Origin of the sequence: Halorubrum aidingense JCM 13560, from assembly GCF_000336995.1 — an archaeon.
Classification (GTDB): domain Archaea; phylum Halobacteriota; class Halobacteria; order Halobacteriales; family Haloferacaceae; genus Halorubrum; species Halorubrum aidingense.
In genome coordinates, this window is the sequence record NZ_AOJI01000029.1 from 59,164 (window position 1) to 78,642 (window position 19,479).

A 19,479-nucleotide genomic window follows, 5' to 3' on the forward strand; every position below is an offset into this window, starting at 1 on the left:
CGGGACAAGCAGTCGAGGGGAGCGACCGAGGAGAAGCGACGACGAGCTACGGCCGCCACGTCACCGGATCGACCACCCAGAGCGCGCCCACAGCGAGCGCGCCGGCGACGCCCCCAGAGACGAGTGCGAACACGGATCCGGGCACCGCCGCGACCGCCGCGAGCAACAGGGCCGCGCCGACGAGCAGCGCGACCGTGTCCTCCGTGGTCGCGGCGCGGACGACCGGCGCTACCGCACTACCGAAGGCCGCACCGGCCGCGGCGGGCGTCCCGGAGCGCACCGTTGCGAGCGTCCCGGACTCGACGACTGCGTGGAGGGACGCCACCGGGTCACGAGCAAACCCGAGAGCGAACCCGAGCGCGACGAGAACGCCGATCACGGGCGCCAAGAGGGCGAGACGCGCGGAGAGGTCGACGGCCGCGAGCCCGGCCGCGCCGGCGACCAGCAGCACCGATCCGATCGCGAGCAGCGCGGGCGCGGCGAACGTCGAAAACGGAGACGGGGTGATGAACGGGGGGAGGTCCGAAGCCGTCTCCACGCCGGGAACGAACCCGGGCGTGACGGTGCTGGCGAGCGAGAAGATAGCCGCGGCGACCGCGAGCAGCGCGACTCCGAGAAGGCGTCGACGAGAGGGTGCCATATCGGCGACAGACCGCCGGGCCACTAAACGATCGCGGGACCGGGACGGGGTCGGGCGGAGTTGGACGCGATCGGACCCGGTCGGACGCGCCCGCCCCTAGATCGTCACGCCGGCGCGGTCGCCGTCGACCGAGACGACGACGCGCGCCGGCGGGCCGCGGTCGTCGGTGAGCCGTAACAGGAGCGTCTTCGCGACGAGTTCGTCGTCCGCGACGTCGGGGTCCCCGCGGACCCCCGCCTCCTCGACGGCGACCCGGAGGGACCGGTCGCCCGTCCGACTGATCGACCCGAGTCGGAGTTCGACCGCGGGCGCCGCGAGCCGCTGGGCGACGACGAGAACGGCGCCGCCCCCGTCGTCGACGAACGCCGTCTCGTCGACGAACGCCCGGGTCGCGGCGGCGTCGGGCCGAACAGCGGCTCGCGCGTCGGCCCCCGAACTGAACGAGGCCGCATGCGTGAGTAGCTCTTCGGGGCGGTCGTGAACGCTCTGACCGTCGACGAGCGGGTTCCCGTCGACGTACCGGCTCCGGACGCGGAGGTCCCGCGGCGTCGACGCGGCCACGTCGTGAAGCCGGTCGACGCAGCCGGCGGTGGCGACGGAGAGGGCGCCGACCACGACCGCGCGGCGATGCATGTGACCGGCTCCGACGCTCGTAGATAAAAACCCCGGCGTCGCAGTCTCGCGGTCTGAGAATCGGGAACGCCGTGAGTGGACGTCGGGAGTGTGCGACGCGGGGCGCCCGGCTACTGCCCGACGCGGGGGCGCCCAGCTACTGCCCGACGCGGGGGCGCCCGGCTACTCGTCGATCATCGGCGCCGGCACGCCGTCGTCGCCGCCGTCGAGTTCGAAGGCGCGGCGGAGTTCGGCGATGCGGTCGCGGATGTCCGCAGCCAGCTCGAACTCCAAGTTGCTCGCGGCCTCGTCCATCCGGTCTTCGAGGGCCTCGATCTGCGCTTTCGCCTCGTCCTCGCTCTCGACGTCGCCGACGCTGACCGACGAGGTGTCCGTCTTCGAGCCCGGGAGGTTCGTCTCCCCGACCGGCTTGTCGATGGTGGTCGCCTCGTAGCCGTGCTCGGCGTTGTACTCCAGTTGGATCTCCCGGCGACGTTGGGTCTCCTCGATCGCCGCCTCCATCGAGTCGGTCATCCGGTCGGCGTAGAGCACGACCTCGCCGTTGACGTTGCGGGCGGCCCGCCCCATCGTCTGGACGAGGGTGGTGGTGGAGCGCAGGAAGCCCTCCTGGTCGGCGTCGAGGATGGCGACGAGGCTCACCTCCGGGATGTCGAGCCCCTCCCGGAGGAGGTTGATGCCGACGAGCACGTCGATGTTGCCGAGTCTGAGGTCGCGGATGATCTCGTGACGTTCGAGGGTGTCCGTCTCGTCGTGCATGTACGCGACGTCGATCCCGGCCTCCTCGAAGTACTCCGTGAGGTCCTCGGCCATCCGCTTCGTGAGGGTGGTGACGAGGACGCGCTCGTCGCGCTCGACCCGCTCGTCGACGCGTTCGAGGAGGTCCTCGACCTGCCCGGTCGCCTCGGTCACCTCGACTTTGGGGTCGACGAGGTGCGTCGGCCGGACGATCTGCTCGGCGATCCGCTCCGAGGTCTCCCGCTCGTAGTCGCCGGGCGTGGCCGAGACGTAGAGCGTCCGGTCCGACTTCTCTTCGAACTCCTCGAAGGTGAGCGGGCGGTTGTCGTAGGCGGTCGGGAGCCGGAACCCGTTCTCGACGAGCGAGTCCTTCCGCGACTTGTCGCCCGCGTACTGGCCTTTGATCTGCGGAATCGTCTGGTGGGACTCGTCGATGACGGTGAGAAAGTCGTCCGGGAAGTAGTCCATCAGGGTGTACGGCGCGTCGCCGGACTCGCGGTCGTCCATGTGCACCGAGTAGTTCTCGATCCCGGAGCAGTACCCCGCCTCGCGGAGCATCTCGACGTCGAAGGTGGTGCGCTCTTCGATGCGCTGGGCGGCGACCAGATCGCCCTGCCGCTCGAAGTAGCTGACGCGTTTCTCCATCAGGGCCTCGATCTCCCCGATCGCCTGCTCCAGTTTGTCGTCCGGGATCGAGTAGTGCTCCGCGGGGTGGAGCATGACGGCCGGCTCGTCGCTCACGACCTCGCCTTTCATCGGATCGACCTTGAGCATGCGGTCGATCTCCTCGCCCCACAGCTCGACGCGCACCGCGTATCGCCCGTACATCGGGTAGATCTCGACGGTGTCGCCCCGCACGCGGAAGGTCCCCTGGGTGAAGTCCACGTCGTTGCGCTCGTAGTTCAGGTCGACGAGCCGGGTGAGCAGCTCCTCGCGACCCACCTCCTCGCCGACCTCCAGGCGGAGCGCCATGTCGCGGTAGTTCTGCGGGTCGCCGAGCCCGTAGATGGCCGAGACCGAGGCGACGACGATCACGTCGTCGCGGGTGAGCAGCGAGCGCGTCGCAGAGTGGCGCAGGCGGTCGATCTCCTCGTTGATGGACATCTCCTTGTCGATGAACGTGTCCGTCTGCTCGACGTACGCCTCCGGCTGGTAGTAGTCGTAGTAGGAGACGAAGTACTCGACGGCGTTGTCCGGGAACAGCTCGCGGAACTCCTCGTACAGCTGGGCCGCGAGCGTCTTGTTGTGCGCCAACACGAGGGTCGGTCGGTTCAGCTCCTCGGCGACCCACGAGACGGTGTTCGTCTTCCCGGACCCCGTCACGCCGAGCAGCGTCTGCGTGTCCGCGCCCGACTCGAACCCCTCGACGAGCTCCTCGATCGCCGCGGGCTGGTCGCCCGCGGGCTCGAACGGGGCGTCGACGCGGAGGGGGCGGTCGACGGTCGGGCGGTCCTCCGAGAGGGGGGAGTCGGCGTCGCTCACGATACGCGTCGTTGGCGGCGAAGACACTTGAGCGGCGCGGCGGGACGGGTCAGCGGAAACCGACCGTCGGCCGGACGAAAACGTTTCCCCGTCGCCCCGCGACCGTCGAGGTATGCGCATCGCCGTCCCCAACAAGGGCCGCCTGCACGATCCGACGCTCTCGCTTCTCGAACGCGCCGGGCTCCACATCGAGGAGACCGCCGACCGCCAGCTGTACGCCGACACCGTCGACCCCGACGTGTCGATCCTCTTCGCGCGGGCGGCCGACATCCCCGAGTACGTCCGAGACGGTGCGGCAGACATCGGGATCACCGGCCTCGATCAGGCCGCGGAGTCCGGCGGCGTCGCCGACTCCGCCACCGCCGCGGGCGACGACGACCTCGTCGACCTGCTCGACTTGGGGTACGGCTCCTGTAAGCTCGTCCTCGCGGCGCCGGAGGACGGCGACATCTCGGCGGTAGAGGACCTCGCGGGCGGCACCATCGCCACCGAGTTCCCGGGGATCACCCGTGACTACCTCGACCGGGTGGGGGTCGACGCCGACGTGGTCACCGTGACCGGTGCGACCGAGCTGACCCCGCACGTCGACATGGCCGACGCCATCGTGGACATCACCTCGACGGGGACGACGCTGAAGGTGAACCGGCTCGCCGTGATCGACGACGTGCTCGACTCCTCGGTGCGACTGTTCGCGCGCCCGGACGTCGTCGACGACCCGAAGGTCGAGCAGGTGCGGACCGCCTTCGAGTCCGTGCTCGCGGCCGACGGCCGCCGCTACCTGATGATGAACGCGCCCAAGGACCGACTAGACGCGGTGAAAGACGTGATCCCCGGACTCGGCGGCCCGACCGTGATGGACGTGGAGGCCGACGAGAACGGCAACGGGATGGTCGCGGTCCACGCCGTCGTCGAGGAGCGCGACGTGTTCGCGACGATATCGGAACTGAAGACGGTCGGTGCGAGCGGGATCCTCGTCACGGAGATCGAACGGCTCGTCGAATAGGCCGGGAGTCCGACTCGGGAACCGAAGTGCGTCTCACGGACCCGACTCGCGGGTCACTCCTCGCCGACCAGTCGCTCCTTTTGGGTGCGCGTCAGCGACTTGATCGCGTACTCGCGCGACATCGCCGCCGACTTCGAGTCGAACGATTCGACGTGCCGCAGCGTCACCGGGGTTCGGCCGCGGGTGTACTTGGCCCCCTCGCCGGCGTCGTGTTCCGCGACGCGGCGCTCCACGTCGACGGTGTAGCCGGTGTAGAGGGACCCGTCGGCGCACTCGATGACGTACACGTGGTGGGCCCGATCGGACACGGCCGGGGATCGGCTCGCGGGCGACGAATAGCTGCCGGTCGCGGAGTGGCTACTGGCAGGATGATCGGTGGCGAGGTGGCTGTCGGCGGAGTGGCTGTCGGCGGAGTGGCTGTCGGCGGGGACCGCCGGTCGATCTCCGGTGCGGGTCAGTCCCCAGTGCGGCCGCGCTCCCGAGAGACCTCGGCGATTCCCGCGTTCGCGGAGCAGTCCGGACAGGCGCGCAGGGTGCCGTGCTCGTCGGAGAACACGCGCGCGAAGCGGTCCGAGACGTGCGATCCGCAGTGGTCACAGCGTGGCATTTGGTACCGGTATTCACCGGCAAATATCAGTAGGGACTCGACGAACAAATACCCTTTCTCACCCCCACCAGCTTCCGGAAAACACCTTATAAACCGTCACCGGGAAACAGCGCCGTAGCTGGGATCAGTCGCGCCGCGCCGCGTCGACAGCGCGGGCGATCAGACCGGCCTGCGCGCCGGCGACGAACCCGGCGTCGACGTTCACCGCCGTGAGCACCGAACAGGACTGGAGCGCGCCCTGCAGCGCCGCGACTCCCTCGCCGCCGACGCCGTACCCCGTCGAGACCGGGAGCGCGATGACCGGCGCGTCGACGAGCCCGGCGACGACCGTCGAGAGCGCCCCCTCGCGACCGGCGGCGACGACGACGACGTCCGCCTCGGCGATCCGGTCGCGCTGGTCGAGGATGCGGTCGAGGTTCGCGACGCCCACGTCGTCGACGCGGTCGACCGTCGCGCCGATCTCCCGGGCGACGATCGCGGCCTCGCCGGCGACCGCCGCGTCCGCGGTGCCGGCGGCGACGACCGCCACGGTCGCGTCGAGCGACGGAGGCGTGAACTCGTCGCCGTGGACGACGACGGTCCGGGTTCGCTCGTCGTGGTCGACGGCCGCGCTCAGTTCGTCGTCGGCGTCGGGACCCGCCGTGAACGCCGTCCGGACCGCGGCCGCGTCGTCGGCGTCCGCCCGGGTGACGAGCGCGCGCCCCGTCGTTTCGACCGCGGTCGTCGTCAGCGCCGCGACCTCGGCCGGCGTCTTCCCCTCCGCGAGTATCGCCTCGGGGATCCCGCGCCGTCGCTCGCGGGCGGCGTCGAACCGGCCGGCCGCCGTCGTCGCGTAACCCGCGAGCCGCGATTCCGCCTCCGAAACGCCGATTTCGCCCGCGTCGAGTGCTTCGAGCGTGTCGCGCATGCCGGACCGTCGGGGTCGAACGGAGTCGTACCTATCGGTCCGAGACGACGACCGGGTCCGAGACGACGACCGGGTCCGAGTCGCCACTCGCGGCGGTGACGACCCGGGATCGTCCGGCTCTCTCACAAAGTTTATAAGTGAGCGTTCCGGCACCCCCTCGCGAACGGCACGCACGACGCTCCTCGCGGTCGAATTCAGGAACTCTTATTAACTGTCGACGGATATTCCCGATCGCATGGCAGACCTTATTGTCAAAGCGGCCGTCAAGGAAGCCCTGGACGACAAGAACGTTGCTTCGGACTTCTACGACGCGCTGGACGAAGAAGTGGACGAGCTGCTCGAAGACGCCGCGCGCCGCGCCGAGGCCAACGACCGGAAGACGGTCCAGCCTCGCGACCTCTAAGACGGACGCGACCCCCGTTCCGATTTTTTGACCGACCGCCGATCGGCGAGCGACGCGTTCGCCGAGTGAGACACCGAGGACTCACCGAGGAGCCGCTGGTAGGAACCACCGAGGAGCCGCCCAATGAGTCACCGGAGAACCGCCGCTGCCGACAGAATCAGCGCGTAAGCACTCGAACGTCCGACGTCGTCCCGACGTGGACCTCGTCTGCGAGGTCGACGAAGATCCCGTGTTCGACGACGCCCGGGGTCGTCGACAGCGTCGTCGCCAGCGCGGCCGGCTCCGGAATGTCGCCGAACGCGCAGTCGAGCACGAGGTTCCCGTTGTCGGTGACGACCGGTCCGTCCTTCCGCTCTGCGCGCCGCAGGGTCGGCTCACCACCGACCGCTCGCACCGCCTCGGCGACGACCGACCGACCGCTCGCGAGCACCTCGACGGGGACCGCCCTGTCGAGCACGGCGGCCTCTTTCGAGGGGTCGGCGACGACGAGGAACCGATCGGCGGTCGCGTCGACCAGCTTCTCGCGGGCGTGGGCCGCGCCGCCTCCCTTGATAAGGGCGGGCGCGAACGAGTCGCCGGCGTCGCCGGTGCCGCCGACCGCGACTTGATCCGCCCCGTCGATCGCGAGGTCGATTCCGGGCGCGTCGGCGCCGACGGCCTCGTCGAGATCGAGGAGCGGGATACCGCACTCGATCGCGAGCTCGCGGCTCGCGAACGAGGTCGCCACGCCGCGGATATCGAGGCCGGCGTCGACCCGTTCTCCCAGCCGTCTGATCGCGTGTGCCGCCGTCGAGCCCGTCCCGAGCCCGACGACGTCGCCGTCGTCGACCGTCCCGGCCGCCGACTCGCCGGCGCGTCGCTTCGCCGCGTCGCTCCCGCCGCTCGTTTTCATACCGTCGACTGGACGGGGTGGATTGAAAAGGCGTCGGCGTCGCGAGCACCGGCGGGGCGTCAGTCCGAGCGGCCCTCACTCCAGTCGGTCGAGCACGGCCGTCGAGTCGTACGCCAAGGAGAGCTCGCGGGAGCGTCCGCGCCCCTCGACGTCGGCGTACTCGGCGTCGATCACGCCGAGCTGGTCGAGCTTGTTGATGATCTCGGAGTAACGGGTGTAGCCGAGACCGGTCTCGTCGTGGAACGCCTCGTACACCGTCCCGGCGCGCTCGCCGTCGTTGGACGCGAGCACCCGGACGAGGGCGCGCTCGGAGTCGGAGAGGCCCCGCAGCGATCGCGAGAGGTGGACGTGCTTCGACTTGTCGTAGGCGGATTCGACGTCCTCCTTGGCGATCGTCTTCGAGGCGCGCATCTCCGCGTTCAGTCCGGCCCGGCGGAGCAAGTCGATGCCGACGCGGAGGTCGCCGCTGTCGGCGGTGAGGTCCGCGACGCGCTCCAGTTCGGGGTCACCGATCACGCCGTCGTGGAAGCCGCGTTTCGCGCGTTCGAAGAGGATATCGTAGATCTCGGTGGCGTCGTAGACGGGGAAGTACACCTCCTCCGGGCGGAACACCGACTGCACGCGGGTGTCGAGGTCGTCGATCACGTCGAGGCCCAGATCGGAGGAGACGACGATGACGCCGATCTTCGCGCCGGAGTGCGCCTCGTGGGCGCGCAACAGCGAGTAGAGGGTGTCGGAGGCCTCGTTCTCGTAAAAGAGGTAGTTCACGTCGTCGAGGGCGACGACGAGCACGTCGTCCTCCTCGACGAGCCGGTCGGTGATCTGGCCGAAGAGCTTTTTAAACGAGATCCCGGAGGAGGGCGGTTCGTAGTCGAATATCCCCTCGAACAGCCGCGAGAAGACGGCGTACCGCGTCGAGTCGACCTGGCAGTTGACGCGGACCGTCCGGACGTCGGTGCGCGCGCCGAGCTCCCCGAACAGCTTCTGGACCGCGGTCGTCTTTCCGGTCCCCGGCGGGCCACGGACCATCGTGTTGAGCGGGCGAGAGCCGCGGACGGCGGGGCGGAGCGCGTACTTCAAGCTCTCCAGCTGGCTCTCGCGGTGGCGGAACGTCTCGGGGACGTGGTCGATTTCGAACACCGACTCGTCGCGGAACACCGACTCGTCCCACGAGAGCATGTCGCCGCCGGCGTCCCCGGTCATGTGCAAACCACGACAGGCCGTCCACTTAACCGTTGCCCGCGGGGACGGCGAAAGTGAAACAGGAGGTGTAACGCCCGTTCGACGGCGGTTTCGCCGATCGATCGTCCACTCCAGAATCGTCTTGCGAGCGGCTCAGTCGCGGTCCGTGACGGCGCCGTGCCGACCGGCGCGTCCGTCGAGAACGAGCACGTGTCGCGTCAGCGATCGGTGAACCCGGCGTTCGAAGGCGGCGGCGACCGCCCACCCGGCCGCGCGGGCCTCGCGACGCCAATCGCGATCGGCGACCACGACGGCGCGGGGCGCGACGCGTTCGGCCTCCGCGAGCGCGCCCGAGACGAGATCTGCGAGTTCGTGACGGGCGATCTTCGACTGCCGACCGTAGGGCGCGTCGAAGGCGACCCCGTCGGCCGCGTCGTCACGGAACGGGAGGGCCGTCGCGTCGCCCCGGAGGACGTGCCAGTCCGGGGCGTCGGCGGTCGCGTCGACGTACTCACGGAGGTTCTCGCGCGTCCCGCGAACCATCTTCCGCTGCGCGTCGCACGCGATCGCGTCGGCGCCGACGAGGCCGGCCTCCAGCGGGAGCCCACCGGTGCCGCACATCGGGTCCAACAGGGTGCGACCGGGCGCCGCGCCCGCGAGGTTCACGTACGCGCGGGCGTCGGCCGGCGCCATGCTCCCGGGCTGGAAGAACGGGCGGTCGGTCGGCTTCGGCGCGAAGTCGCGGGCGCCCTCGGCGGCGACCCACCCGAGCGTGCAGACCGAGGCTTCCCCGCCGTCGGCGCCGTCGACCGCGTCGTGGGCGGTGCGCTCGCCCGCGGCGAACAGCGCCCGGAGGACGTGGTCGGGGTCGTCGAGGTCGACGTCGAACCCGCGGTCGACGAGGACGCCGCCGAGTTCGCGCTCGGCCGCGCTCGTCGAGACGTCGGTCGTGTTCCGGACGTTTCGGGCGCGGACCGCGACGGTTCCGGTGCGGTCGAGCGGGGCGGCCTCGAGCGCGGCGACCGCGGCGTCGACGGCCGCGTCGGTTCGGGCGAGCGCCTCGTGGGCGGCGCGGGTATACGCGAGGCGGGGTATCGCCGCGCCGTCGATACTCCCGGCGCCCGCGACACCCGGGGCGAGGAGGGTGACGCCGGCGGCAGCGGTCGCCGCCTCGGCGGCGGCGAACGCGTCTTCTTCGCCGGCGAGTTCGAGCCAGTACACGACCCGGGATCCGGCGCCGGGTCGCAAGAGGATAGCGGTTCCGACCAACCACCTTTTTATCTCTTTCAAGTGACGATGACGTATAGATGGCCGATCCGAAGGAGACGATCACGATAGAGAACGTCGTCGCGTCGACGGGGATCGGACAGGAGCTCGATCTCCAGAGCGTCGCGATGGACCTGGAAGGCGCCGACTACGACCCCGAGCAGTTTCCCGGCCTCGTCTACCGCACCACGGACCCGAAGTCGGCCGCGCTGATCTTCCGTTCCGGAAAGATCGTCTGTACCGGCGCCAGCTCGATCGACGCCGTCCACGAGAGCCTCGCTATCGTCTTCGACGAGCTCCGCGCGCTCCAGATCCCGATCGACGACCCGGAGATCACGGTCCAGAACATCGTCACCTCCGCGGACCTCGGCGAGAGCCTCAACCTCAACGCGATCGCGATCGGGCTCGGGCTCGAACACATCGAGTACGAGCCGGAGCAGTTCCCCGGACTCGTCTATCGACTCGACGAGCCCGACGTGGTTGCGCTGTTGTTCGGCAGCGGAAAGCTCGTCGTCACCGGCGGCACGACGCCGGACGACGCGGCCGCCGCCGTCGACGTGATCGTCGAGGAGCTGACCGGGCTCGGACTGCTGGGCTGACTCCCCGCGGGCCGGCACCCGTCGGCTCGATTTCGCGACCACTTTTACCCGCCGAGCCGTACGTCGACCATGCTCTTACAGACGGTGACACCGGTCTCGGTGCTCGGGACGACCGTCGCGTTCGCGCTGTTCCTCTCCGTGACCGCGCACCTCGCCGCGCGGAACGTCCTCGGTGACGTCGACCCTCGGCGGGCACTCTACGTCGGCCCGCTCCCGGCGATCATCGGCGTCGTCGGCGGTGCGTTCTCCGTCTCCGAAGCGCTACTCGTCCCCGCGGCGTTACTGGTCGACGGGGCCATGTTCGCGTGGAGCTACGACCAACCGCGCCGCGTCGTCGTCGGAATGACGCTCATCCACGCGGTGATCACGACGCTTCTCGGGATCGTACTGCTCGGAATCGCGGTGTTGCTCGCGGCGCGCCCGGCGTAGATCGGAGCGCGGCGGCGCGGGGTCGGTCGGTCACGGCTCCGGCGACGCGCGGTCGCTCACGGCTCCGGCGGCGCGCCGTCGTAGGCGTCGTGGTCGCCGTAGAAGTTCAGCATCGCGAACTTCAGCTTCTCGGGGTCGATATCGAGCAGCTCCGCGCGCTCCTCGGGCGGGAAGGCCCCTCGGACCGAGTACTTCCCCATGTCCGCCGCCGTGTACCGCCGGTCCGCGAGGATGCGGACGCCGAAGTCGTCGGGGCCGCGGATGACGCGCCCGAGCGCCTGTCGCGTCTTCCGAATCGTCGGGATCTCGACGGCGTACGACCAGCCGGGATCGCGGGAGCGGTCGCGGTCGGAGAAGGTCCGGTCGTACGCCGCTTGGACCGCCTCCATGCGGTCCGAGAGGTGCGGATACGGGACGCCGACGACGATGACCGTCCGAGCGTCGTCGTCGTCGAAGCTCACACCCTCCGCGAGCGTCCCCCACAGGGAGGTGAACAGGGTGGCGTCGTCGCGCTCGACGAACCGCCGGCGCAGTTCCGCTTCGTCTTCGCCGGACCCGTCCAGGTAGAGCCGTCCGAGGCCCGCGCCAGCGAGCCCGCCGCCCGCGCCGTCCTCGCCCGTCGAGCCGCCGAGTCGCTCGTAGTAGCGCTCGGCCTCGGCGTACGAGGGGAAAAATGCGAGCGTGTTGCCCGGGGTGAAGCGGATCGCGTCGCGGAGCAGCGACGACACCGTCTCCTGTGTCTCCGGGTCGTTTCGCTCCGAGGCGAACAGCGGGGGCGTGTCGACCGCGAACGTCCGGCGGTTCTCCTCGGGGTACGCCATCCCGTACGCGAGCGACGCCACGTCCTCCAGCCCGAGCACGTCCGAAGTCACGTCGAAGGGGCGGAGCGTCGCGCTCATCAGCACGCTCGCGGCCACCTCGTCGAACAGCTCCTCCGTGACGCGTCGCGGGATACACGTGTACAGCTCCGCGCGTCCGTACACCTCGTCGGTGCCGCCGTCGCGACGCACGGAGACGACCGGGTACTGCCCGAGCGCCGTCCCCTCGTCCATCCACGTCGAGACGAACCGGGCGACCTGCAGGGTCTGACACTCCGTCCGGGTGGTCGTCTCGCCGTCGCGGTAGCGGCGCTCGTACTCCTCGTCGAGCGCCTGTCCGAGTTGGACCGCGAGCTCCGTCTCCGTGTCGATTCCCTTCCCCTCGTAGCGGTCGAGGAACGCGAGCGTGAGGTCGTCACGACGGTCGTCGTTGGCGATGGAGAGGTCCTCCCAGTTCTCTCCGACGCCCTCGTGGGCGCCGAAGCCGAGTGCGTCGTCGTACGTGTCGACGAGGGCGTCGCGGAACGCGCGCACGACGTTTCCAGCGGCCTCGGCGCGCGAGTCGTCGCTGTCGGCGAGCTCTTCGACGGCGGCGTCGAGCGTGTTCTCGGTGAGGGTGCGGGTGGCGTGGTCGCGGGCGGCGTCCTCGATGTTGTGGGCCTCGTCGAAGACGGTGATTATCTCGGAGGGGTCGCGGTCGATCCAGCGGAAGAACTGCTCTCTGATCTGGGGATTCAGCAGGTGGTGGTAGTTACAGACGACCAGATCGACGCCCTCCATCCCCTCCTTGAGCAGCTCGTAGCCGCACAGCTCTCGCTCGTCCGCGTACGCGTACACGTCGTCGGGGGTGCGGACGTCCTCGAAGAGCCAGCCGAAGAACTCCCCGGTGTCCTCCACGAGGTTGTTCCGGTAGTGCGCGCAAACGTTCGCCGTCTCGTACTCGTCGATTTCGGCCTCCAGATCGTCGAGCTCGTCCATGATCGCCTCGCGAGCCTCCGCCGCGCCGGCGTCGCCCTCGCGGCTCTCGGCGAGCAGTTCGCGCTGGCGCGTCTCCAGTTCGCGGACCTCGCTTTCCGTCTCGACCACCTCGCGGGTGGTGTCTCTGAGCGTCTGACACTCTTGGTAGTCGACGTCGATGTGGCACATCGACGATTTTCCCCGGAAGACGACCGCGCGGATGGGCTCGGTTCGGGTGATCGCGCGCGCGTCCTCGACGAACTGTCGCATCTGCTGGTGGACGTTGGTCGTGATGACGACCGTGCGGTCGTGCTCGCGGGCGTGTTCGAGCGCGGGAACGAGCGCGGAGAGGGTCTTTCCGGTCCCCGGCGCGCCCTCGAACAGCACGTCCTGGCCCCGGTCTAACGCGTTGGCGATCCTGTCCATCGCCTCGCGCTGGTTCGGGTACGGTTCCTCGTAGGGGAAGAACCGCAGGTGCGACGACTCTGACACGAGACGGGGTTCGGCGCCACCGGCTAAAAGGGGTTGGGTGGTGTGGCGGGAGCCGACGACGACCGCAGAGAACCGGCGGCGATCGCCGTGGTAATGGTTTCAATCTATTTAGGTATTCTGGGCATGTGCAATGTGAACGCATTGTGCCAGCAATTATTACCGGTATTCGGTCCATGAGAGAGCCATGGCGACAGAAACAGCGACAACGACGGGCGTATCGACCGAAGCCGGGAGTTGGAGAGGGGGCGTGGCCGGAGGGCTCGCCGGGAGCGTCGTCTTCGGGCTCGTGATGGCGTTTCTCATCCCCGACCCGATGTTGGAGATCGTGATCCCGTCGATGTACGGGCTCGCACCGCCGGAGGCGCCGTTCGTCGGGTGGGTGATCCACATGTCCCACGGCGCGGTGATCGGCGTCGGGTTCGCGGCCCTGCTCACGGCGAAGCCGGCACTCGGTAGGAGCGTCGGAGCGGCGGCGGCCGCGGGTGCCGCGTACGGGCTGCTCGTCTGGCTCGTCCTCGCCGTGATCGTGATGCCGATCTGGCTCCCGGCCGTCGGCTCGCCGGCGAACCCGCCGTTTCCCAACATCGGACTGCTGAGCGCGGTCGGACACCTCCTGTACGGGGTCGTGCTCGGCGCCGTGTACGCCGGACTCGTCGAATAGACGGTCCGACCGACGAGAGCCGTTCCCGACGCCGAGCAGCGACGGTTCGCTCTCACCTTCCTTTTTAATGGCGGCCCGCGAGGAGTCCCGTAACGAATGTTCGACGAGATCCTCGAGAAGTTCGAGGGGTCCCCCAGCCAACAGGCCGTGATCAGACTGTTCTTAGAGCGCGGCTTCTCGGTCAACGAGGAGGGGCGCGTCGTCTCCGGCGGGATCGAGATCCCGTACACCGGGATCGCGCGCGAGCTCGACGTCGACCGCCGAGTCGTCGACTCGACGACCGACGCCATCCTGGCCGACCCCGACCTGAAGCGCATCTTCACCAACATCTCGTCGGTGCCGAGTCTGATGGACCTGGCTCCCGTCCTCGATCTCACGGTGCTCACGATCGAGGTCGCGGCCGCCGACGAGGCCGGGATCGTCGCCGAGGGGACCGGAATCTTGGCCGACCACGACGTCTCGATCCGCCAAGTGCTGAGCGAGGACCCCGAGTTCACCGACGACCCGAAGCTGTACGTGATCACTGACACCGAGCTCCCGGGCGACCTGCTCGTCGAGATCCGCGATCTCGACTACGTCCGGCGCGTCGGGTTCTGAGCGGCCCGAATCGGCCGTCCCGAGGCGGCGTTCCCGCGGCAACACCTCTGTGGCAACTCCTGCGACGACGGTCGTGCACCGCGTTCAGTTTCACCGGCGATTCGGTTCGCGATATCGCCGTGGACCCTTATATACAGAGCCGAGCCATTCCGGAACGCCCGCGCGCCGGAGTTTCACTTTCACTCGGGTGTAAACCAGACTTTATACCCGATGCCGAACAAGGAGCGGGTACATGCCTGAAGACGAACTCGAGGACCTCCCCGGAGTCGGCCCCGCCACCGCGGACAAACTCGTCGAGAACGGGTTCGAAAGCTATCAGTCGATCGCCGTTGCGAGCCCCGGCGAGATGTCGAACACCGCCGACATCGGCGAATCGTCGGCCGCCGACATCATCAACGCCGCCCGTGACGCCGCGGACGTCGGCGGCTTCGAGACGGGTGCGACCGTCCTCGAACGACGCGAGGAGATCGGGAAGCTCTCCTGGCAGATCGACGAGGTCGACGACCTGCTCGGCGGCGGCATCGAAACGCAGTCGATCACCGAAGTGTACGGTGAGTTCGGGTCCGGGAAGTCGCAGGTGACCCACCAGATGGCCGTCAACGTCCAGCTCCCGGCGGAGCACGGCGGCCTCGACGGCGGATGTATCTTCGTCGACTCCGAGGACACGTTCCGCCCGGAGCGGATCGACGACATGGTCCGCGGGCTCGACGACGAGATCCTCGCCGACGAGATGGAGCGGCGCGAGATCGAAGGGACCCCGAACAACGAGGAGGCGATGGAGGAACTCGTCGGGGCGTTCTTAGACCAGATCCACGTCGCGAAGGCGTTCAACTCCAACCACCAGATCCTGCTGGCCGAGAAGGCCAAAGAGCTCGCCGGCGAGCACGAGGAGGGAGAGTGGCCCATCCGAATCGTCTGCGTCGACTCGCTGACCGCCCACTTCCGCGCCGAGTACGTCGGCCGGGGCGAGCTCGCCGACCGCCAGCAGAAGCTCAACAAGCACCTCCACGACCTGATGCGGATCGGCGACCTGTTCAACACCGCCATCCTCGTCACGAATCAGGTCGCGTCGAACCCCGACTCCTACTTCGGCGACCCGACGCAGGCGATCGGCGGCAACATCCTCGGTCACGCCTCCACGTTCCGGATGTACCTCCGGAAATCGAAGGGCGACAAGCGGATCGTCCGGCTCGTCGACGCGCCGAACCTCGCCGACGGCGAGGCCGTGATGCGCGTCCAGGGCGAGGGACTGAAACCGGAGTAGTCCCGGAGTAGTCCCGGAGTAGTCGGCGTCGATCCGGGTCTCAGATTTTTCTTTTCGACCGTCGCCGTGAGACGAGTCGGCGTGGCGACCGCGATCGACGAGCGACTGCACGGCTGCGCGCCGGGTGTACGAACGTCAATATCCGCCCAGATCCGCCAGAACGACTGATTTCGATTGTTTCAGGCCGTAAGGTGAGAATCGGACGGACGGTTCGGCGGCAAAAATCACCGAGAACCGCCGCGCCCGACGGACTGCGGGCCAGTTTCGGCCGATCCGGCAGGTATTGACGATATCGAGCCAACACGTCTGATCGGTTCTAGTGCAACAATTGCCGAGGTATCGTCGAGAGAACGACCTTATACACCATAGATGCGTCCTTATATCTGACAACCGTCGTATTATCAAAGGTCTTTTTTGTGAAACCCAACTCGAACGTTTATATATTCTCATTCCCCGCGGTTGATACGTGATTCAGCACATGAACACGAACGAAACGCGCTGTCTGGAAGACGTATGTTCAGTTGAGGTGGTGTCGGCGTGACGGCCGGCGTGCTCGCGACCGTGGATCCGAGCGTGATCGCCGAAGGGGTGAACCTGATGTGGGTCGCCGTGGTCTGTTTCCTGATCTTCTTCATGCACGCCGGCTTCGCGATGCTCGAGGCGGGGCAGGTGCGTGCGAAGAACGTCGCGAACCAGCTCACCAAGAACCTGCTCACCTGGGGTATCGGCATCCTCGTGTACTTCCTGGTCGGTTTCGGCATCGAAGGCGTCGCCGGCGGTGGCGGCTTCTCGCCGGCGTCCGCGCTCGCCGACGGCGATTGGATCAACAGCTGGCTGTTCGGTGCCGTCTTCGCGATGACGGCGGCGACGATCGTCTCCGGCGCGGTCGCCGGTCGCGCGAAGCTCCGCGCGTACGTGGCGTACACGATCGCCATCTCGGCGGTCATCTACCCGGTCGTCGCGGGCATCACCTGGGGCGGCGGCTTCCTCGCCGGCGTCGGCTTCGTCGACTTCGCGGGCGGGATGATCGTCCACGGCGTCGGCGGTATCGCCGGCCTCACCGCGGCGTACATGCTCGGGCCGCGCATGGACCGCTACGCCGAGGACGGCACCACGAACGTCATCCCCGGTCACTCGATGACGTTCGCGGTGCTCGGCACCCTCATTCTGGCGTTCGGCTGGTACGGCTTCAACGTCGGTACGACCGCGACCGTGTTCTCGGTCACCGAGTCCGGCGAGCTCGCGCTCGGCGGTTACGCCGTGGTCGGCCGCGTGGCGCTGACGACGACGCTCGGCATGGGCGCCGGCGCCGTCGGCGCGGCGCTCGGCTCGATGTACCTCACGAAGAAGGTCGACACCCTCTACGTCGCCAACGGCGTGCTCGCCGGCCTCGTCGCGGTCACCGGGATCGCCGACCTGGCCACCTGGTGGGGCGCCATCCTGGTCGCGCTCGTCTGCGGCCTCCAGCTCCCGCTGGTGTTCGAGTTCGTCTCGGACAAGATGAAGATCGACGACGTGTGCGCGGTCTTCCCCGTGCACGGCTCGGCGGGCGTTATCGGCGTGCTCGCGCTGCCGTTCGTCAGCGTCAACGGCTTCTCCGTCGACGTGCTCGTCTCGCAGGTCATCGGCGTCGTCGTCATCACCGCGTGGACGGTCGTCGCGACCGTCGTGGTGTTCGGCACGTTCAAGGCCGCCGGTCAGGCCCGCGTCACCCCCGACCACGAGCGCGACGGCCTCGACGTCAGCGAACACGGCGTCGAGACGTACCCCGAGTTCGGCCGCGCGAACGTCGCGACCGACGGCGGCTTGGCCGTCGTCGACACCACCGAGGGCTCCCCGCGCGCCGACGGCGGCGAGGAGGCGGGCGCGGAGATCAAGATGGTCACCGCGGTCGTCCGCCCCGACAAGCTCGGTGCGATCAAGCAGGCGCTCGCGGAGATCAACGCGCCCTCGCTCACCGTCACCAACGTCTCCGGTCGCGGCAGCCAGCCGGCCAAGAAGGGCCAGTGGCGCGGCGAGGAGTTCACCGTCGACCTCCACCAGAAGGTGAAGATCGAGGTCGTGGTCGCGGACATCCCGGCCGACGAGGTCGCGGAGGCCATCAGCGGGGCCGCCAAGACCGGCGAGCCCGGCGACGGCAAGGTGTTCATCCTGCCCGTCGAGGACGCGATGCAGGTCCGCACCGGCGCGACCGGCCCGGAGGCGGTGTAAGTCGGCTTCGCACCGGCTCGACGCCGCAACGGCGAGTGAACGACTTCGAACGACCGCATTCGACGCTTGTTTTTTTGACACGCCGAGCGACGGCGACAGCGGGATGCGGCGGCGCGGCGGCAGTGGGACGCGACGTCGACAGCGGGACGCGAGACCGACGAAACGACCGCCGCCGCCGGGTCGGCAACTACTTTCACCCCTGCGTCCCAACCGCGGGGTATGAACCACGAGCGCTCTCGCGGGCTGTACGACCGCGCGCTGTCGGTCATGCCGGGCGGGGTCAACTCCTCGGTCCGGGCGACGATGCCGCACCCCTTCTTCGTCGAGCGCGGGGACGGCGGCCACGTCATCGACGCCGACGGCAACCGGTACGTCGACTGGGTGATGGGGTACGGCCCGCTGCTGTACGGCCACGACCTCCCGGATCCGGTCGAGTCGGCGATCCAGTCGCACGCGGCCGCGGGGCCGATGTACGGCGCGCCGACCGAGATCGAGGTCGAGCACGCGGAGTTCGTGGCGCGGCACGTCCCGAGCGTCGAGTCGATCCGGTTCGTCAACTCGGGAACGGAGGCGACCGTCTCGGCGGTCCGGCTCGCCCGCGGCCACACCGGTCGCGACAAGGTCGTCGTGATGCAGGGCGGCTACCACGGGGCACAGGAGTCGACGCTCGTGGAGGGGTCGCCCGAGGACCATCACCCCTCGACGAAGGGCATCCCCGAGTCGTTCGCCGAACACACCCTCCCGATCCCGTTCAACGACCCCGCCGCGGCCAAGGCCGTGTTCGCGGAGCACGGCGACGACATCGCGGCCGTCCTCGTCGAGCCGATCCTCGCGAACATGGGGATCGTGATGCCCGTCGACGGCTACCACGAGACGCTGCGGGACCTGTGTGACGACCACGGCGCTCTCTTGGTCTTCGACGAGGTGATCACCGGGTTCCGGGTCGGCGGCCTCGGCTGCGCGCAGTCGAAGTTCGGCGTCACCCCGGACGTGACGACGTTCGGCAAGATCATCGGCGGCGGCTTCCCGGTCGGCGCGATCGGCGGGCGAGCGGACGTCATCGAGGAGTTCACGCCCGCGGGCGACGTGTTCCAGTCCGGCACGTTCTCCGGGCACCCCGTGACGATGGCCGCCGGGAAGGCCGGGTTAGAGTACGCCGCCGAGAACGGCGTGTACGAGCACGTGAATCGCCTCGGGCGGCAGCTCCGCGAGGGTATCACCGACATCTGCGCGGAGCGGGCCCCCGAGTACACCGTCGTCGGCACCGACTCGATGTTCAAGACGATCTTCACCCGCGAGGCGCCCGACGACGTCGACGCCTGCTGTGCCGGCGGGTGCCGACAGAACGCCGACTGCGATCGCTACGACACCTGCCCCAAGACGGGCGCCGACGTGGCCGACGCCGCCACCGACCGCTGGGAACGCGTGTTCTGGCAGGAGATGAAAGACCGCGGCGTGTTCCTCACCGCGAACCAGTTCGAGTGCCAGTTCACCTCCTACGCGCACACCGAGGAGGACGTCGAGCGGACGCTGGACGCGTACCGAGAAGCGATCTGACCGGGAACGGGAGCGGGTGTTGCGGGCCGCCGGCGGTGGCGTTGTTTATAAATAACCGAGAGCGGCGGCGACAGCTATTTATAAAAAAGGTGTTGCGGTGGCGCGCTCCGGTGAGCGCCGCGACGCGGCGCGAACCGAGCGCGA

At 68.8% G+C, this 19,479-nt stretch carries 19 protein-coding genes; 9 read left to right on the plus strand and 10 right to left on the minus strand.

Annotation, left to right across the window (positions count from 1 at the left end):
* Positions 1–46: 46 nt before the first annotated feature.
* From C461_RS12365 to uvrB, 3 genes are all read right to left on the minus strand, one after another.
* Positions 47–640, minus strand: coding sequence for a hypothetical protein (locus tag C461_RS12365; RefSeq protein WP_008001721.1), 594 nt, complete (start codon positions 638–640; stop codon positions 47–49).
* A gap of 96 nt (positions 641–736) precedes the next feature.
* Positions 737–1,273 (minus strand): hypothetical protein, encoded by a 537-nt coding sequence (locus C461_RS12370; protein ID WP_008001723.1) that lies wholly within the window; start codon positions 1,271–1,273, stop codon positions 737–739.
* 162 nt (positions 1,274–1,435) lie between these two features.
* Entirely contained in the window at positions 1,436–3,490 is a 2,055-nt protein-coding gene (gene uvrB, locus C461_RS12375) for an excinuclease ABC subunit UvrB (protein WP_008001725.1), read from the minus strand.
* Between the two features lie 112 nt (positions 3,491–3,602).
* Here uvrB and hisG point away from each other — a divergent pair, with 112 nt between their 5' ends.
* Positions 3,603–4,493 (plus strand): ATP phosphoribosyltransferase, encoded by an 891-nt coding sequence (hisG, locus tag C461_RS12380; protein WP_008001727.1) that lies wholly within the window; start codon positions 3,603–3,605, stop codon positions 4,491–4,493.
* Between the two features lie 53 nt (positions 4,494–4,546).
* Here hisG and C461_RS12385 read toward each other — a convergent pair whose 3' ends face one another.
* From C461_RS12385 to larB, 3 genes are all read right to left on the minus strand, one after another.
* The gene (locus C461_RS12385) at positions 4,547–4,801 is read right to left on the minus strand and encodes a GIY-YIG nuclease family protein (protein ID WP_008001729.1); all 255 of its coding nucleotides are present in this window, start codon (positions 4,799–4,801) and stop codon (positions 4,547–4,549) included.
* Positions 4,802–4,947: 146 nt separating this feature from the next.
* Positions 4,948–5,100: a DUF7563 family protein gene (locus C461_RS15865; protein WP_008001731.1), complete on the minus strand. Its 153-nt coding sequence runs from the start codon at positions 5,098–5,100 to the stop codon at positions 4,948–4,950.
* A gap of 124 nt (positions 5,101–5,224) precedes the next feature.
* Positions 5,225–6,007: a nickel pincer cofactor biosynthesis protein LarB gene (gene larB, locus C461_RS12390; protein WP_008001733.1), complete on the minus strand. Its 783-nt coding sequence runs from the start codon at positions 6,005–6,007 to the stop codon at positions 5,225–5,227.
* A 235-nt stretch (positions 6,008–6,242) separates the two neighbouring features.
* On the opposite strand from larB, the gene C461_RS12395 reads away from it, so the two are divergent.
* On the plus strand, positions 6,243–6,410 hold the full coding sequence (locus C461_RS12395) for a DUF1931 family protein (protein ID WP_004267503.1): 168 nt from the start codon (positions 6,243–6,245) through the stop codon (positions 6,408–6,410).
* Between the two features lie 157 nt (positions 6,411–6,567).
* On the opposite strand, the gene rpiA is transcribed toward C461_RS12395, so the two are convergent.
* The 3 genes from rpiA to C461_RS12410 all read right to left on the minus strand — a co-directional run bounded on the left by rpiA (position 6,568) and on the right by C461_RS12410 (position 9,705).
* Positions 6,568–7,302, minus strand: a complete 735-nt coding sequence (rpiA, locus tag C461_RS12400) for a ribose-5-phosphate isomerase RpiA (RefSeq protein WP_008001752.1) — start codon at positions 7,300–7,302, stop codon at positions 6,568–6,570.
* 75 nt (positions 7,303–7,377) lie between these two features.
* Complete coding sequence (locus tag C461_RS12405; RefSeq protein WP_008001754.1) at positions 7,378–8,505, minus strand: ORC1-type DNA replication protein; 1,128 nt, start codon at positions 8,503–8,505, stop codon at positions 7,378–7,380.
* A gap of 132 nt (positions 8,506–8,637) precedes the next feature.
* Positions 8,638–9,705 (minus strand): THUMP domain-containing protein, encoded by a 1,068-nt coding sequence (locus tag C461_RS12410; RefSeq protein ID WP_049906641.1) that lies wholly within the window; start codon positions 9,703–9,705, stop codon positions 8,638–8,640.
* Positions 9,706–9,791: 86 nt separating this feature from the next.
* Between C461_RS12410 and C461_RS12415 the strand changes: the two genes are divergently transcribed.
* Positions 9,792–10,349, plus strand: coding sequence for a TATA-box-binding protein (locus C461_RS12415; protein WP_008001758.1), 558 nt, complete (start codon positions 9,792–9,794; stop codon positions 10,347–10,349).
* Between the two features lie 69 nt (positions 10,350–10,418).
* Positions 10,419–10,778, plus strand: a complete 360-nt coding sequence (locus tag C461_RS12420; RefSeq protein ID WP_008001761.1) for a DUF7473 family protein — start codon at positions 10,419–10,421, stop codon at positions 10,776–10,778.
* 56 nt (positions 10,779–10,834) lie between these two features.
* Here the strand turns inward: C461_RS12420 and C461_RS12425 are convergent, their stop codons facing one another.
* Positions 10,835–13,045, minus strand: a complete 2,211-nt coding sequence (locus C461_RS12425; RefSeq protein WP_008001763.1) for an ATP-dependent DNA helicase — start codon at positions 13,043–13,045, stop codon at positions 10,835–10,837.
* A 184-nt stretch (positions 13,046–13,229) separates the two neighbouring features.
* On the opposite strand from C461_RS12425, the gene C461_RS12430 reads away from it, so the two are divergent.
* The 5 genes from C461_RS12430 (at position 13,230) to hemL (ending at position 19,335) form a co-directional block, all read left to right on the plus strand.
* Entirely contained in the window at positions 13,230–13,706 is a 477-nt protein-coding gene (locus C461_RS12430; protein WP_049906642.1) for a DUF6789 family protein, read from the plus strand.
* Positions 13,707–13,802: 96 nt separating this feature from the next.
* Entirely contained in the window at positions 13,803–14,303 is a 501-nt protein-coding gene (locus C461_RS12435; RefSeq protein ID WP_008001766.1) for a hypothetical protein, read from the plus strand.
* A gap of 232 nt (positions 14,304–14,535) precedes the next feature.
* A complete protein-coding gene (radA, locus tag C461_RS12440; protein ID WP_008001768.1) occupies positions 14,536–15,567 on the plus strand; it encodes a DNA repair and recombination protein RadA in 1,032 nt (343 codons plus the stop codon).
* Positions 15,568–16,104: 537 nt separating this feature from the next.
* A complete protein-coding gene (locus tag C461_RS12445) occupies positions 16,105–17,778 on the plus strand; it encodes an ammonium transporter (RefSeq protein WP_008001770.1) in 1,674 nt (557 codons plus the stop codon).
* Between the two features lie 219 nt (positions 17,779–17,997).
* Positions 17,998–19,335: a glutamate-1-semialdehyde 2,1-aminomutase gene (gene hemL / locus C461_RS12450; protein ID WP_008001772.1), complete on the plus strand. Its 1,338-nt coding sequence runs from the start codon at positions 17,998–18,000 to the stop codon at positions 19,333–19,335.
* Positions 19,336–19,479 lie beyond the last annotated feature (144 nt).

What these genes read in the sequence shown, in the direction of transcription:
- C461_RS12405 (WP_008001754.1), bottom strand. Translation starts at nt 8,505, where the DNA reads ATGACCGGGGACGCCGGCGGCGACATGCTCTCGTGGGACGAGTCGGTG.
- radA (WP_008001768.1), top strand. Translation starts at nt 14,536, where the DNA reads ATGCCTGAAGACGAACTCGAGGACCTCCCCGGAGTCGGCCCCGCCACC.
- C461_RS12370 (WP_008001723.1), bottom strand. Translation starts at nt 1,273, where the DNA reads ATGCATCGCCGCGCGGTCGTGGTCGGCGCCCTCTCCGTCGCCACCGCC.
- larB (WP_008001733.1), bottom strand. Translation starts at nt 6,007, where the DNA reads ATGCGCGACACGCTCGAAGCACTCGACGCGGGCGAAATCGGCGTTTCG.
- C461_RS12435 (WP_008001766.1), top strand. Translation starts at nt 13,803, where the DNA reads ATGTTCGACGAGATCCTCGAGAAGTTCGAGGGGTCCCCCAGCCAACAG.
- C461_RS12415 (WP_008001758.1), top strand. Translation starts at nt 9,792, where the DNA reads ATGGCCGATCCGAAGGAGACGATCACGATAGAGAACGTCGTCGCGTCG.
- C461_RS12430 (WP_049906642.1), top strand. Translation starts at nt 13,230, where the DNA reads ATGGCGACAGAAACAGCGACAACGACGGGCGTATCGACCGAAGCCGGG.
- hemL (WP_008001772.1), top strand. Translation starts at nt 17,998, where the DNA reads ATGAACCACGAGCGCTCTCGCGGGCTGTACGACCGCGCGCTGTCGGTC.
- rpiA (WP_008001752.1), bottom strand. Translation starts at nt 7,302, where the DNA reads ATGAAAACGAGCGGCGGGAGCGACGCGGCGAAGCGACGCGCCGGCGAG.
- C461_RS12365 (WP_008001721.1), bottom strand. Translation starts at nt 640, where the DNA reads ATGGCACCCTCTCGTCGACGCCTTCTCGGAGTCGCGCTGCTCGCGGTC.
- C461_RS15865 (WP_008001731.1), bottom strand. Translation starts at nt 5,100, where the DNA reads ATGCCACGCTGTGACCACTGCGGATCGCACGTCTCGGACCGCTTCGCG.
- hisG (WP_008001727.1), top strand. Translation starts at nt 3,603, where the DNA reads ATGCGCATCGCCGTCCCCAACAAGGGCCGCCTGCACGATCCGACGCTC.
- C461_RS12395 (WP_004267503.1), top strand. Translation starts at nt 6,243, where the DNA reads ATGGCAGACCTTATTGTCAAAGCGGCCGTCAAGGAAGCCCTGGACGAC.
- C461_RS12420 (WP_008001761.1), top strand. Translation starts at nt 10,419, where the DNA reads ATGCTCTTACAGACGGTGACACCGGTCTCGGTGCTCGGGACGACCGTC.